Source organism: Rhodococcus jostii RHA1 (assembly GCF_000014565.1).
Classification (GTDB): domain Bacteria; phylum Actinomycetota; class Actinomycetes; order Mycobacteriales; family Mycobacteriaceae; genus Rhodococcus_F; species Rhodococcus_F jostii_A.
The window spans coordinates 4,334,259-4,348,065 of record NC_008268.1 but is presented as its reverse complement, the minus strand read 5'-3'; the positions used below and the strand labels follow the sequence as shown (position 1 = coordinate 4,348,065).

The 13,807-nt window shown below is 67.7% G+C and carries 16 protein-coding genes and 3 tRNA genes; 10 read left to right on the top strand and 9 right to left on the bottom strand.

The window, feature by feature from the left end; translation table 11 throughout:
- The first annotated feature begins 38 nt into the window (after positions 1–38).
- Positions 39–512, top strand: a complete 474-nt coding sequence (locus RHA1_RS20105) for a hypothetical protein (RefSeq protein WP_011596620.1) — start codon at positions 39–41, stop codon at positions 510–512.
- A gap of 16 nt (positions 513–528) precedes the next feature.
- Here the strand turns inward: RHA1_RS20105 and RHA1_RS20100 are convergent, their stop codons facing one another.
- Complete coding sequence (locus tag RHA1_RS20100; RefSeq protein ID WP_011596619.1) at positions 529–888, bottom strand: Rv2640c family ArsR-like transcriptional regulator; 360 nt, start codon at positions 886–888, stop codon at positions 529–531.
- Positions 889–981: 93 nt separating this feature from the next.
- On the opposite strand from RHA1_RS20100, the gene RHA1_RS20095 reads away from it, so the two are divergent.
- On the top strand, positions 982–1,455 hold the full coding sequence (locus RHA1_RS20095) for an ArsI/CadI family heavy metal resistance metalloenzyme (RefSeq protein ID WP_029539700.1): 474 nt from the start codon (positions 982–984) through the stop codon (positions 1,453–1,455).
- A 72-nt stretch (positions 1,456–1,527) separates the two neighbouring features.
- On the opposite strand, the gene RHA1_RS20090 is transcribed toward RHA1_RS20095, so the two are convergent.
- The 3 genes from RHA1_RS20090 to RHA1_RS20080 all read right to left on the bottom strand — a co-directional run bounded on the left by RHA1_RS20090 (position 1,528) and on the right by RHA1_RS20080 (position 2,562).
- A tRNA-Arg gene (locus tag RHA1_RS20090) sits at positions 1,528–1,600 on the bottom strand.
- Between the two features lie 45 nt (positions 1,601–1,645).
- Positions 1,646–1,737: transfer RNA gene (locus RHA1_RS20085), tRNA-Ser, on the bottom strand.
- 99 nt (positions 1,738–1,836) lie between these two features.
- Complete coding sequence (locus RHA1_RS20080) at positions 1,837–2,562, bottom strand: dienelactone hydrolase family protein (protein ID WP_011596617.1); 726 nt, start codon at positions 2,560–2,562, stop codon at positions 1,837–1,839.
- Between the two features lie 61 nt (positions 2,563–2,623).
- Here RHA1_RS20080 and hisC point away from each other — a divergent pair, with 61 nt between their 5' ends.
- Positions 2,624–3,700 (top strand): histidinol-phosphate transaminase, encoded by a 1,077-nt coding sequence (gene hisC, locus RHA1_RS20075; protein ID WP_029539699.1) that lies wholly within the window; start codon positions 2,624–2,626, stop codon positions 3,698–3,700.
- An 89-nt stretch (positions 3,701–3,789) separates the two neighbouring features.
- Positions 3,790–5,490: a bifunctional metallophosphatase/5'-nucleotidase gene (locus tag RHA1_RS20070; RefSeq protein WP_011596615.1), complete on the top strand. Its 1,701-nt coding sequence runs from the start codon at positions 3,790–3,792 to the stop codon at positions 5,488–5,490.
- Positions 5,491–5,499: 9 nt separating this feature from the next.
- On the opposite strand, the gene RHA1_RS20065 is transcribed toward RHA1_RS20070, so the two are convergent.
- Together RHA1_RS20065 and RHA1_RS20060 are read right to left on the bottom strand one after the other, a co-directional pair.
- Positions 5,500–6,501: an alpha/beta hydrolase gene (locus RHA1_RS20065; RefSeq protein WP_011596614.1), complete on the bottom strand. Its 1,002-nt coding sequence runs from the start codon at positions 6,499–6,501 to the stop codon at positions 5,500–5,502.
- A gap of 250 nt (positions 6,502–6,751) precedes the next feature.
- Positions 6,752–7,384, bottom strand: coding sequence for a maleylpyruvate isomerase family mycothiol-dependent enzyme (locus RHA1_RS20060; protein WP_011596613.1), 633 nt, complete (start codon positions 7,382–7,384; stop codon positions 6,752–6,754).
- A 94-nt stretch (positions 7,385–7,478) separates the two neighbouring features.
- On the opposite strand from RHA1_RS20060, the gene RHA1_RS20055 reads away from it, so the two are divergent.
- From RHA1_RS20055 to RHA1_RS20040, 4 genes are read left to right on the top strand one after another with little or no spacing between them, the layout of a single operon-like run.
- Positions 7,479–7,793, top strand: coding sequence for an ArsR/SmtB family transcription factor (locus RHA1_RS20055; protein ID WP_237724202.1), 315 nt, complete (start codon positions 7,479–7,481; stop codon positions 7,791–7,793).
- Entirely contained in the window at positions 7,793–8,776 is a 984-nt protein-coding gene (locus RHA1_RS20050; RefSeq protein WP_011596611.1) for a TIGR03086 family metal-binding protein, read from the top strand. The genes RHA1_RS20055 and RHA1_RS20050 overlap by 1 nt, the downstream gene beginning before the upstream one ends.
- Positions 8,777–8,801: 25 nt before the next feature.
- The gene (locus RHA1_RS20045) at positions 8,802–9,593 is read left to right on the top strand and encodes a VOC family protein (protein ID WP_011596610.1); all 792 of its coding nucleotides are present in this window, start codon (positions 8,802–8,804) and stop codon (positions 9,591–9,593) included.
- Between the two features lie 3 nt (positions 9,594–9,596).
- A complete protein-coding gene (locus tag RHA1_RS20040; protein WP_011596609.1) occupies positions 9,597–9,959 on the top strand; it encodes a TfoX/Sxy family protein in 363 nt (120 codons plus the stop codon).
- A 53-nt stretch (positions 9,960–10,012) separates the two neighbouring features.
- On the opposite strand, the gene RHA1_RS20035 is transcribed toward RHA1_RS20040, so the two are convergent.
- Both RHA1_RS20035 and RHA1_RS20030 read right to left on the bottom strand, forming a co-directional pair.
- A tRNA-Ser gene (locus RHA1_RS20035) sits at positions 10,013–10,100 on the bottom strand.
- 42 nt (positions 10,101–10,142) lie between these two features.
- Positions 10,143–10,625 (bottom strand): MarR family winged helix-turn-helix transcriptional regulator, encoded by a 483-nt coding sequence (locus RHA1_RS20030; RefSeq protein ID WP_009477191.1) that lies wholly within the window; start codon positions 10,623–10,625, stop codon positions 10,143–10,145.
- Between the two features lie 121 nt (positions 10,626–10,746).
- On the opposite strand from RHA1_RS20030, the gene RHA1_RS20025 reads away from it, so the two are divergent.
- Positions 10,747–11,742, top strand: coding sequence for an NAD(P)H-quinone oxidoreductase (locus RHA1_RS20025; protein WP_011596608.1), 996 nt, complete (start codon positions 10,747–10,749; stop codon positions 11,740–11,742).
- A 115-nt stretch (positions 11,743–11,857) separates the two neighbouring features.
- Here RHA1_RS20025 and RHA1_RS20020 read toward each other — a convergent pair whose 3' ends face one another.
- The gene (locus RHA1_RS20020; protein ID WP_029539698.1) at positions 11,858–13,060 is read right to left on the bottom strand and encodes a cysteine desulfurase-like protein; all 1,203 of its coding nucleotides are present in this window, start codon (positions 13,058–13,060) and stop codon (positions 11,858–11,860) included.
- Positions 13,061–13,193: 133 nt separating this feature from the next.
- On the opposite strand from RHA1_RS20020, the gene RHA1_RS20015 reads away from it, so the two are divergent.
- Positions 13,194–13,778, top strand: coding sequence for a bacterial proteasome activator family protein (locus RHA1_RS20015; protein ID WP_041811758.1), 585 nt, complete (start codon positions 13,194–13,196; stop codon positions 13,776–13,778).
- The last annotated feature ends 29 nt before the right edge of the window (positions 13,779–13,807 follow it).

Here is a 13,807-nt window from a genome sequence, read left to right as displayed (position 1 = left end):
ATTGCATCTGCATTCGGATCGGTGGGACTATAGGGGTCATGCGCAGACCGCGTTGGCCGGCAGTAGCACCACCCACCACCGGAGGACACCGGGTGCACGGCCCCCTGCTCCTCACGGCCGAAGACCATCTCACGCTCGAGCTGTTCGAGGTGGTGGCGTTTCCGGACGGCCTCCACCTCCGGATGGCCCTGACCGCGACGGGCAGGCCCGCGGAGCTGGCGCAGTACGAGACCCGCCCGCTGTCCGACCCCGACGATCCCTCGACGCGGTGGTCCTATCTGTCGGTGCGGGCGCGCGTCGACGACGTCGAAGGCGAGGCCGATCCGTACCATCCGGCGGCGGCGGCGAAGCCGTGCCGGAGCGGGCCGCCCGAGTACCGCACCGAACCGCACTACTGGCTGGACGCGATACCCACGTCGGGATTCATCGCGGTCACCGCAGGCTGGCCACGGATCGGCCTCGGTTCGACTACCACCACGATCGGTCTCGAATCGAGCACGCGAACGTCGTGACCGATCCCGGGCGGTGTCAGGTGCAGCAGTTGGGGTCGAGGACCACCCGCAGCGCGTCGAGGGCGTCCGCCCGCGCACTGTAGAAGACGTTCATGCCGCGGCGGACGGACTGGACCATTCCCGCCTTCTTCAGCTGGCCGAGATGGTGACTGACGGTCGATTCGGACAGGCCCACGCCGGTCGCGAGATCGCACGTGCACACCTCGCCGTCGCTCGCGGTCAGCAGAATCGACATCAGCTTGATGCGGACCGGGTCGGCCAGCGCCTTCAGGCGCAGCGCGAGGTGCAGGGCGGCCTCGTCGGCCATCGGGGCGGCCGAGACGGGCGCACAGCAGATCGGCGCGGAGACATCTACGACCGGCAACGTCTTGGGCATGGCTCCATCCTCCCAGCTTCTTGACATATGTCAAAAAGGTGGGATTCTATGAGTGCAAGTAATTCGACATATGTCACACAGGTGGAGGTTGTCATGTCCCGCGCCCAACTCGCCCTCAATGTCGACAATCTGGAGGAAGCAGTCACGTTCTACTCGAAACTGTTCGATACACAACCGGCGAAACTGAAGCCTGGTTACGCGAACTTCGCCATCGCGCAGCCACCCCTCAAGCTGGTGCTGATCGAGAACCCCGGCGAGGGCGGCACCGTCAACCACCTCGGCGTCGAGGTCGAATCGAGCGCCCGGGTGCACGAGGAGATCGCACGGCTGACCGGGGAAGGCCTGTTCACCGACGAGGAGATCGGCACCACCTGTTGCTTCGCGACCCAGGACAAAGTGTGGGTCACCGGCCCCGCCGGCGAGAAGTGGGAGGTCTACACCGTGCTCGCCGACTCCGACACGTTCGGGTCGAGCCCTCGGCACCTCGACCCCGATGCCGAGGGAGCCACCTGCTGCGGCACCGCCGCGGACGGGGCGAAGGCCTCCGCGGGAACGTCCTGCTGCTAGGCGGCCACGGGCCGGATCGCGACAAAGAGAAACCCCGCCACCTGCATTACTGCAGTTGACGGGGTTTCTTTGTGCGCCCGAAGGGATTCGAACCCCTAACCTCTTGATCCGTAGTCAAGTGCTCTATCCGTTGAGCTACGGGCGCATGTTCTTCAGTTGTCTAGCTTGCACCGGCCGACTAGGCCCGGTGTGGCGGAGGCGAGAGGATTTGAACCTCCGGTCCCTCGTAAAAGGGACAACTCATTAGCAGTGAGTCCCATTCGGCCGCTCTGGCACGCCTCCCTGGGGTGGTTCCGATCCCTTCGGACCGCCGGTGCGAAAGATTACACACCTTTCCACCACAAAGGCAAAACGGCTGGTCAGAGCGTAAGGATGGCCGCTTTATCGCAGGTGGCTGTCGAACCAGTCGAAGATCCGCCGCTGTGCGTCGACGATGGCCTGGGCACCCGGGTCGTCGTCCCTGCCGTCGGGCACCTGAGGCGGTTCGTCGGCCCGGTGCGCGAGCCCGGCGTAACTCACCACGAGCCCCGCGACGTCGGATTTGGCGGTGGCGTCGCGCAGCAGCTCGACCTGATCGGGCGGCGTGGACGGATCGTCCTCCCCGTACAGACCGAGCCACGGGGCCTTCAGGTCGGGGGCGGCGTGCACCAGCGCGGGCGCGTCCTCCGACAGCGGCTCGACGATCCCGCGGGCGGCAACACTCACGGCTGCGCCGACCGGACGCGTCGTGGCAACGAGCAGGGCGGCGGTCCCGGCGTCGTCGAAACCCAGCACGCCCACGCAGTCGGCGTAGATCCCTCGCGCGAGCAGCCAGTCGAACGTGGCGTCGAAGTCGGCGAACAGGGCGTCGCCGAACACCTCGACATCGCTGGGTGCCGGGTCCCGGTGGAAGAGGTGCGGCGCGACCGTCACCCACCCCTCCATCGCGAGCGAGTGCATCAGATCGAGGAGAGGTTCGCTGAAGATACGCGACTCGTGCAGGACCACGATCCCGCCCCGCGCCGGACCGTCCGGTTCCACCGCGGTGAGCGGAACACGCAGCTGAGGGCTTTCCGGCGCGCCTCCGGACGTCCGCAGGGCTGCACTGTCCCTGAAGAATCCCGACATGTCCCTACCTTGGCACGAAGGGGGCGTCGGCGCAGTGGATCGGGAGGCGCATAATCGCCTGGTGACTCCGCGAACCAGGGCAGACCTCGAGACGATTCCGGCCTACATCCCCGGCAAGAACTTTCCGGGGGCGATCAAGCTGGCGAGCAACGAGACCACACTGGGCCCGTTGCCGAGTGTGCGCGACGCGATCGCGGACGCCGCCGCCAACGCCAACCGGTACCCGGACAACGGTCACGTCGCCCTGATCGCGGCGCTCGCCGACCACCTCGGGGTGGCCACCGAGAACATCGCCGCGGGTTGCGGTTCGGTGAGCCTGTGCCAGGAGTTGGTGCAGGCCACCTGCAACGACGGCGACGAGGTCATCTTCGCGTGGCGGTCGTTCGAGGCGTACCCCGTGGTCACGCAGGTGGCCGGGGCGACGCCCGTCAAGGTTCCGCTCACCGCCGACCACGGTCACGACCTCGACGCGATGCTGGCCGCGATCACCGACCGCACCCGGCTGATCTTCGTCTGCAACCCGAACAACCCCACCGGCACCGCGCTGACGAAGGCCGAACTCGAGCGGTTCCTCGACGCCGTCCCCGCCGACGTCCTGGTGGCCCTCGACGAGGCCTACTTCGAGTACAACCGGTCCGACGCCGACGGCATCGAACTGTTCCGCGGACGCCCCAACGTGGTGGTGCTGCGCACGTTCTCCAAGGCCTACGGCCTCGCCGGCATCCGCGTCGGGTACGCGGTCGCCGATCCCGCGGTCGTCACCGCGCTGACCAAGGTGCACATCGCGTTCGCGGTCAACGCCGTCGCGCAGGCCGCCGCCATCGCGTCGCTGGCCGCGTCCGGCGAACTGCTGGCACGCACGGACGGCGTCGTCGCCGAGCGGAAGCGGGTACGCGACGCTCTGCTCGCCGCCGGGTACGAGGTGCCCGAATCGGCCGCCAACTTCGTCTACCTCCCCTTGGGCGCCCACTCCGGGGCGTTCGCCGCCGCCAGCGCCGAGGCCGGTGTGCTGCTGCGCCCGTACGGCGACGACGGGGTACGGATCACGATCGGCGATCCCGCGGAGAACGACGCGTTCCTCGCCTTCGCGACGAGCACCGAGGCACGCTCGCTCGCGAACGTCGCGGTCCGGGCGTAACGCTCGAGACGTAAACGTTACCCACGGGTATAACGCCCGTGACTCCTTGTTGGCAGACTCAGTGAGGTTTTGCCGAAGGGAGCCCCCACATGCGTCGCCGCGCCGCGCTCCGCACTGCCGTGCCGGCTGCCGGACTGGCGATGGCTCTGGCGATCTCGGTGACGGCGGGGCTGTCCGTGGCGCAGGCGCAGGACACCGCGGTCTCCGTCCGGCTCCTCGCCTTCAACGACCTCCACGGCAGCCTCGAACCGCCGCCCGGCGTCCGCAGTCAGGTGAAGCACGCCGACGGCTCACTGGTCCCGGCCGGCGGTGCCGCCTACCTTGCCGCGTACGTCGATCAGCTGCGCGGCCAGGCCACGCATTCACTGCTGTATTCCGTGGGTGACAGCTGGGGGTCGTCGGCACTCGAATCCGCGATGTTCCACGACGAACCGACCGTGCAGCTGCTCAACAGGATGGGCGTCGACGCGTCCGCGATCGGCAATCACGAACTCGACGAGGGATACACGGAGTTCCGGCGGATGCAGACCGGCGGCTGCCATCCCACCGACGGCTGCCGCTTCGGAAACACGTTCGAGGGCGCGAACTTTCCGCTCCTCGCAGCGAACATGGAGTTCGACGACGGCGCGCCCGCGACCCTGCCGTTCACCGTCGACTACGTCGAGGGAATCCCGGTCGGGGTCATCGCGACCATGCCCGCCGACACCGCGACGATGGTGACCCCGGAGGGGGTGGGAGGGCTGCGCTTCACGGACGAACTCGCGGCCGTCGACCGGACGGCGGATCTCCTCGACTTCTTCGGCGTGCGGGCGATCGTGCTGCTGATGCACAAGGGAGCCGAACCCGTCGCCGACAACGGTCCCAATTCGTGCGAGGTGACATCCGGCCCCGCTCGCGACCTCGCGCTGCGGGCGTCCCCGAAGGTCGACGTCATCTTCACCGCCGACAGCCACCAGCAGTACAACTGCTCGTTTCCCGACCCGATGGGGAACCCGCGCGTCATGATGCAGGGCGCGTCGCACGGGCGCATCGTCTCGGTGGTCGACGTGTCGATCGACCGCACTACCCGCGACGTCCTGCGTGACCGCGCGTCGGCGTTCAATCAGGTGGTCACCCACGACATCCCGTCGGACCCCGACATCCAGGCGCTCGCGGACGGCGCCGCCGCCCAGGCCTCCGAGATCGGTGCGGCGCGCGTGGCGTCGTTGTCGGGCGACCTCACCCGCGACGACACCGGCAGCGGCGAGTCCACCCTCGGTAACGTCGTCGCCGACGCCCAGCTGGCTGCGGGGTCCGGGCACGGCGCCCAGGTGGCACTCACCAACCCGGGTGGACTCCGCGAGGATCTGCTGCGCGGCCCGGACGGCGCCGTCACCTACGGGCAGACCTACGCCGCCCAACCCTTCGGCAATACCCTCGAGGTCCTGGCGGTCACCGGCGCGACCCTGAAAACTGCCCTGGAGCAGCAGTTCCAGCCGCGCGGAGACGGCACGATCACGGAGCGGATCCTCGCCCCGTCGAATTCGCTGACGTACACCATGAACCGCTCGGCGACTGTCGGCGAACGCATCTCGGACATCCGGGTGAACGGCGACGCCGTCGTTCCCGAGGGCACCTACCGGGTGGCCGTCAACAAGTTCCTCGCCGACGGCGGCGACGGTTTCGACGCCTTCCGCACCCGCGCCGAGGCCGTGCACGCAGGTTGCGACCTCGACGCCTTCACGGCATATCTGGGAACGAAGTCACCGGTCGCGCCGCCGAACACCGACCGGATCACCGTGGTCGGCTAGAGACGCCGGTCAGACGCCGAGCGCGCCCTTCAGGACGGGCCACGACGTGCGGAGTTCGTCCTGCCAGTACGGCCACGAATGCGTGCCGAAGTTGCGGTAGATGAACGTCGCCGGGATCGAGAGCTGGGTCAGGCGCTGCTGGAACGTCTGCGTGCAGACGTTCGCCGCCGCCTCGAGTGGTCCGCCCACCGCGATCGTGGACGCAATGTCGCCGCTGATCTCGTACGGTCCGGGAAGCCCGTTGCCCGTCGAGATGTAGATCTGCTTGCCGCGCAGGGCTTCGGCGTTCACCGAGGGGTCGTGTGCGGTCCAGGCCGGATCGGTGTCGGGACCCCACATGTTGGCCGGGTTCCCGCCTTTGAACGCCACCGTGCCCCGCACCGAGTCCCGCGAGCTGGGCTGGGTGTTGTCGAGGCATCCGCTGTAGGCGGCGAGCCCGCGGTAGAGCTGCGGGTGCCGGGTGACGAGGTTGGCGGCGCCCATCGCGCCCATCGACACACCCGCGACGGCATTGACGCCGTTGCCGCTGAAATTCTTGTCGATGATCGGCGGGAGTTCGTTGGCCAGGAACGTTTCCCACTTGTTGACACCGAGCGTGGGGTCTGGCTGCTGCCAGTCGGTGTAGTAGCTGGCGGTGCCACCGACCGGGAGCACCACGTTGACCTTCTTGTCGGCGAAGAACTGGACCACATCCGTCTTCTGCGTCCAGGTGCTTTCCCGGAAGTCCGACTCGGCGCCCGCGCTGACCCCGTCGAGCAGGTACAGCGACGGCCTCGACCCGCCACCGGCGGGGTGCAGCACCTGCACCTGCACGACGCGGCCCATGGCGGGGGAATTGATGAAGACGGCACTACGGGTGTCGGTGAGCGGCACGATCTTGTCGACGCTCGCGACGCCGCTTCCCGGAGGCGCGACCGGAGCAGGCGCCGGATCGGCCACAGCAGTGAACGCCGGCCCCATGAGGGTCAGTGACACTGCCAGACCGACGGCAGCCAATGCTTCGCGACGCATAAAGAAATCCCTCTTCCCCGGACTGTGTGGACCCCGATTGCACAGTACAAAATGCGTCCGGTCAACAAGAGCTTAGAGGTTTTGTGACAGCTGTGTGCTCCGGCGTGATCGGGTTGTAGTCATCACGGTCCGCCGCCGGTCGTCCCGGCTCATCCGCCTCGGCAGACGCACCCGTTTCACGCAGCCGCACCCCTTCCGGGCCTGATACGAGTGCGGCTACGCAGAAGGGGTGTGTGTGGATGCCTTGCCGTTACTTGGACAGGGCGGACTTCAGCTGGTCGAGACCGTCGCCACTGAGTTCGTCGAGCGCGGCACGGCGACCCGTCATCGCCAGCACGAGCGCCAACATCGGGCCGGAGACCTCGGGCCCCGATCCGGTGGACCAGTCGGTGTCGGTCGCCCGCAGCGTCAGCCCCGCGACCCGGGACTTCGACCCGATCAGCAGGTTCGAGTCCTTGTAGAAGTCGGCGACGCGGACGACCGCGTCCATCGGGTACTCGTGTGCGATGCCGAGCGGTCGGCGGATGTCCTCGGCGTGGACGATGATCTCGCCCAGCATGGCGTCGATCGGGCCGGGCGGATGCGTGGAGTCACCCATGTGCGCCCGGAACTCGTCGAGTGACTCCGCCGGTGTTCCTTCCTCTTCGTGTGCGATGTCCTTCTCGAACATGGTGTTGATCCGGAATCCCGACCCGACGAGTTTTCCGACGAACTTCGGCGGCGTCATCTTCTCCGTCGCCGTGATGTGCGCGAACACGTCCCGCACGGTCCACCGCTCGCAGAGCGAGGGCGTCGACCACTGTGTGTCGGTCAGCGGTTCGAGGTCGTCCACCAGTGCGCGGCGTTCGTCGTGAATCGTGGGCCAGGGGCTTGACGTTGTCATTTCTCACTCCCTCGTCGCCATGAATTCTCCCACCTCACGACCGCTGCGGCGAGATCCATTGCACAACGCGTTAGTCACGACTAACGTATTGGTCGTGCTCGATCAGTTGGAAGTCGCAGCTGAGCCCACCCGGAGACGCCTCGTGCAACTGCTGACATCAGGTGAACAGACCGTCAACAATCTCGCCGCACACTTCCCCGCGAGCCGGTCGGCGATATCGCAACATCTCCGGGTGCTCACCGAGGCCGGGCTGGTCACTCCGCGCAAGGACGGACGCTTCAGGTACTACCGGCTCGACCCACAGGGACTCGCGCAACTGCGCGCGTTGTTCGATTCCTTCTGGATCGACGAACTCGACCGCCTCGTCGCGGACGCCACCGAGGAAGCAGCTTCCAAAGGAGACAGCTGATGCCATTCGACAAGACCGTCGTCGTCCCGCTCGACCCGGACGCCACGTTCGACCTCGTCACCCGACCGGAACGCCTGCGGCGCTGGCAGACCGTCGCGGCCCGCGTCGACCTGCAGGCCGGTGGCGAGTACCGGTGGACCGTCGTTCCCGGACATTCGGCCGCGGGCACGTTCCGCGAGGTCGTGCCCGGCAAGCGGGTGGTGTACACATGGGGCTGGGAAGGTGACGACGAACTCCCACCGGGATCGTCCACCGTGACGGTGACGCTCACCCCCACGGCCGGTGGAACCGAGGTGCGACTCGTGCACGACGGACTCACCGACGAACAGGCCGTCCGCCACGCGGAGGGCTGGAACCATTACCTCGACCGTCTCGTCGCCGCCGCGCAGAAGAGCGACGCCGGACCCGACGAGTGGGCGGCCGTGCCCGATCCACTCGACGAACTGTCCAGTGCCGAGGCGACACTGGCCGTCGTGCAACGTGTCCTGCGCGACGTCACGGCCGCCGACATGTCCAAGCAGACGGCATGCGCCGAGTTCACCGTCTCGCAGCTCGCCGACCACCTCGTCGGTTCGATCACGGCCCTCGGCGGCGCGGCGGGCGCGACGTTCGAGGACGACCCCGGCAAACCCGTCGAGGCCAGAATCGCCGACCTCGCCCAACCCGCGCTGGAGGCGTGGCGCAGTCGCGGCCTGGACGGCACGGTGACGATCGGGACGAACCACCCTCCCGCCACCGTCGCCGCGGGCATCCTCTCGATCGAATTCCTGGTCCACGCCTGGGATTTCGCAGTCGCGATCGGAGGCGAGGTGGCCGTATCCGAGCCTCTCGCCGAATACGTGCTGTCGCTGACACACAAGATCATCACGCCCGAAGGCAGGAAGGTCGTCGGGTTCGACGACCCCGTACCCGCCCCGCACACCAGCGACGCGGTCACCCGGCTCATCGCCTACACCGGTCGCCGCCCCGTCCCGGCGGCCTAGACACCTCACACGGAAAGGTCCAGTCATGCCCATCAAGTCGGAATACGCCCAGGGAACACCGGACTGGGTAGACCTCCAAACCAGCGATCAGGACGCCGCCAAGAAGTTCTATGCGGAACTACTCGGCTGGGAATACGACGACCGGCCGATGCCCGAAGGCCCCGTCTACTCGATGGCCACCGTGCGCGGCGAGAACGTCGCCGCCATCGCGCCACTACAACCCGATACAGCAGCGGCCGGGGCGCCGGCGAACTGGAACACCTACATCGCCGTCGACGACGTCGACGAGACGGTCGCGAAGGTCCCCGGCGCGGGCGGCCAAGTTCTGATGCCCGCGTTCGACGTGGGGGAAGCGGGCCGCATGTCCTTCGTCACCGACCCCACCGGGGCGGCCGTCGGATTGTGGCAGGCGAACAAGCACATCGGCGCCACCCTCGTCGGCGACCCGGGCGCCTGCCTGTGGAACGAACTGAACACCGACGACGTCGACACGGCGCTCGCGTTCTACAACAGCGTCTTCGGGATCACGTCGTCGAAGATGCCGATGGGACCGGAGTACACCTACACGCTGTTGGAGGTGGGCGACGACCAGGTCGGTGGATGCGGTGAGCCGATGAAGCCCGGCACCCCGAACCACTGGCGGGTGTACTTCGCCGTCGAGGACGTCGACGCCAGCGCCGCGAAGGCCGTCGAACTCGGCGGCACGATCGTCGAAGAAGCAATGGACATCCCCACCGTCGGTCGCATGGCCGCGGTCACCGACCCGCAGGGCGCGATCTTCAGCATCATGACGCCCGAGGAACGTCAGGATCAGTAGACCGTGAAGATGCCCAGACCCTCCGAGGAGGACAAACAGTTCTTCCGGTCGCTGATCCCCGACACCCCCGGCGTCGAGGTGAAGCCGATGTTCGGCAACCTGGGCGCGTTCGTCAACGGCAACATGTTCGCCGGACTCCTCGGACCGAAAGTCGGGGTGCGATTCCTGACCGAGCAGGCGAGGGACGAGCTGGCGTCGTCCGACGGCGTCGGCCCGTTCGGTCCGGGAGAAAAGCCGCTGCGCGAGTACCTGGCCCTGCCGGACCGGTGGCGCGACACCCCGGACCGCGCCACACCGTGGGTGGAACGCGCGATCGCCGAGATCGGCGCACTGCCGCCGAAGCGGCCGAAACCCCGGACGAGGTAGAGAGAGGACAACAGCCCTGACCTGGAAGAAACCAGATCAGGGCTGCCGGTCGTTGGCGGAAGCGGAGGGATTTGAACCCCCGGTCGCTTTCACGACGCTCGCTTTCAAGGCGAGTGCATTCGGCCGCTCTGCCACGCTTCCGTGGGCGATCTTATCGGTAGAGAGGCGTCGGCGGGCAACCGGTCAGCGGTCGCCGATGGCCTTGTCGACGCGTTCGAACACCTCGGCGAGAACCTTCAACTGAGACTTGGTGAGCAGATCGACGAGGTTGCTCCGCACCCCGGCCACATGGGTGGGGGCCGCTTCGGCCAGCCGGGCGCGACCTTCGTCGGTGATGACGGCGAGCACCCCGCGGCCATCTTCGAGGCACGTGTCGCGGGTGACCATGCCCTGCGCTTCCATCCGCCGGATCTGGTGGGTGAGGCGGCTGCGGGAGGACAGGACGCCGTCCGCGAGGTCGCTCATGCGCAGCGAACCGTCCGGCGACTCGGACAGCATCACCAGAATGCGGTAATCCGCGAGGGACAGATCGTGTTTCTCCTGCAGATCCCGGTTGAGGACGTCCATCAGCCGCTGGTTGCCGTCCATGTACCCGCGCCAGGCGCGCATCTCGGCCGGGGTCAACCAGTTGGTCGCGGCTTCGGCGTCGGAGGTTTCTGCTGTCACAGGTTCACAGTCTAGTAGTGCGACATTACTTTCCAGTAGCGTGCGGTCCCGGGAATGCCGAGGGACCGCTGTAATCGCTCACATCCACCGGGCGCCGACGCATTTCGCTAGCGTCGTCCCCATGTATGCGATCACGATCGATCAACCGGGCGGCCCCGAAGTCATGAAGTGGGCGGAGCAGCCGGACCCGGAACTCCCACCCGGTCACGTTCTCCTCGACGTAGCCGCGACGGCCGTCAACCGCGCCGACCTGTTGCAGCGTCAGGGGTTCTATCCCCCGCCACCTGGAGCCAGCGACGTCCTCGGGCTCGAATGTTCCGGCACGATCGCCGAACTCGGCGAGGGAGTGTCGGGGTGGTCCGTCGGCGACCAGGTGTGCGCGCTGCTCGCCGGCGGCGGATATGCGGAGAAGGTGGCCGTCCCCGCGTCGCAGCTTCTCCCGCTGCCCGAAGGGGTGGACCTGCTCGTCGCCGCGTCACTGCCGGAGGTCGCGTGCACGGTGTGGTCGAACGTCGTGATGGGCGCCGGACTGTCCCGCGGTGACGTGCTGCTGGTGCACGGCGGTGGCGGCGGCATCGGCACCCACGCCATCCAGGTGGGCGTCGCGCTGGGGGCCCGCGTGGCCGTCACCGCCGGCTCCGAGGAGAAGCTGGCGCGCTGCCGCGAACTCGGCGCCGACATCCTCGTCAACTACCGCGAAGCCGATTTCGTCGACGAGATCCGCAAGGCGACCGACGGTCACGGCGCCGATGTGATCCTCGACAACATGGGTGGCTCGTACCTCGACCGCAACGTCGACGTGCTCGCCGCCGACGGCCGGCTCGTCGTCATCGGCATGCAGGGCGGCCGCAAGGGTGAACTGGACCTCGGCAAGTTGCTGTCCAAGCGCGGCCACGTGACGGCGGCCGGACTGCGGGGGCGGGCCGAGTCGGGACACGAGGGCAAGGCCGACATCGTCGCCGACGTCCGCAAGCGGCTGTGGCCGCTGATCGCGGAGGGCGCGGTCCATCCCATCGTCGCGGCGGAACTGCCCATCACCGAGGCTCCGCGCGGGCACGAACTGCTGGACTCGGCGGACACCGTCGGCAAGGTGATCCTGACGATCCCGCGGAACTGACGGTCTGCCTGCTGCCGTCGTCGCCCGATGTGACATTCGTCCACTCCAACGGAACGAATGTCACATTGGGCGCGGCGGGGCAGCGGGCGCGCAGCGGGCAAAGCCGGCGACCGGCTCAGCCCAGGGTGGCGAGCTCGTTCACGAGCTGGTCGATCTCGTGACGGGTGGTGTACGGCGCGAGACCGATGGTGACGGCGCCGCCCTCGTCGTTGACGCCGAGCGCGTCGAGCAGCCGGGAGCCGCCGTGGACGCCGCTGACGGTGGCGATGCGCTTGTCGGCGAGGTGCGACGCGACCTTGTCGGCCGAGACTCCGGCGACGGTGAAGCTGAGCGTCGGAACCCGGCTGGGCGAGCGCCCGATGACCATGACCTGCGGCAGCCGCTTCAGCGAGGACATGAGGTGGTCGAACAGGGTGTCCTGGTAATTCTGCAGCGAGCTGATGGACGTCTCGAGTTTCTGACGCCGGGAACCGGTGGCCGATTCGTCGAGGTTCGCGAGGAAGTCGATCGACGTGGTGAGGCCGGCGAGGAGCGCGAACTGGTGCACCCCGACCTCGAGACGTTCGACACCCCGCGCATACGGGTTGAGCGACACGGCGGGGATGCGGTCGAGGAGGGTGGGGTCGCGGAAGACGAGTGCCCCGACCTGCGGCCCGCCCCAGGAGGTGGCGCCGACGGCGACGACGTCCGCTCCGAGTTCGTTGATGTCGACGTGCGCGTAGGGGGCCGCGCCGATCGCGTCGACGACCATCAGTCCCCCGACTTCGTGGACGCGGTCCGAGGCGACGCGGACGTCGGGCGCCGATCCGACGATCGGGGATGCGGCGGTGAGTGCGACGAGGCGCGTCGTGGTGGTGATGAGGTCCTGGAACTGCCAGCTGGGAAGTTCGCACGTCTCGATCTCGACCTCCGCCCACCGCACCTGGGCGCCGTAGCGGCTGGCGACTCTGAGCCAGGGCGCGACGTTCGCTTCCTCGTCGAGGCGGGAGAGCACCAGCCCGGTACCGAGGCCGAGTCGCGTGCTCAGCGACTCCGCCAGCCAGGCGAGGAGAACGGATCGGTCGGGTCCGAGCACGACCCCGGCGGGATCGCCTCCGACCAGGTCGGCGACGGCTGCTCGGGCCGCATCGAGTACCGCCGCACTGCGCCGACTGGACACATGTCGCCCGGTCGACGAAGAGGCAGACGCCCGGAAGGCCGTGGAGACAGTGCGCGACACCGCGTCGGGAATCTGCATGCCGGCCTGCGGATCGAGATGGATCCAACCGTCGCCGAGTGAGGGGATGAGTCCCCGAACGCGGGCAACGTCGTAAGCCATGCCCGACACTCTAAGACCCCAAGTCAATACGGTCGAAGCCAGCCATCGATTGTTGTGGAGTGCAACAAAGGTGGAATGGGCCCAAATCGGACGCACCTTCGCACTGCCGAGCGGGAACAGCCAAGATGGAGGCATGACGAACTCGGAGAATGAACACGTCGTTGTGATCGGCCCCGACGGTCAGCCCATGGCCATCCCCGTCGCCGAGGCCGAGACCAAGCCCGAGGGCTCCGAATCCGCCGCGGACGCGAACGCCAACGGCACGGAGTCGGTGGCCGACATGGTGGAGCAGCCGGCCAAGGTCATGCGCATCGGCACGATGATCAAGCAGCTCCTCGAGGAAGTGCGCGCCGCACCGCTCGACGACGCCAGCCGCAACCGGCTGAAGGAGATCCACAAGTCGTCGATCCACGAGCTCGAGCAGGGCCTCGCCCCCGAACTGCGCGACGAGCTCGAACGCCTCACCCTGCCCTTCACCGACGACACCGTCCCCACCGACGCCGAACTCCGCATCGCGCAGGCGCAGCTGGTCGGGTGGCTCGAAGGACTGTTCCACGGCATCCAGACGGCCCTGTTCGCTCAGCAGATGGCGGCCCGCTCCCAGCTCGAACAGATGCGTCAGGGAGCACTACCTCCGGGCATCAGCATGGGCAACCCGCACGGGGCGCACAATCCCGATCCGGGGTCGCAGTCGAGCGGTACCGGCCAGTACCTGTAGCAACGGGCGAAACAGCATGGAACTCGACT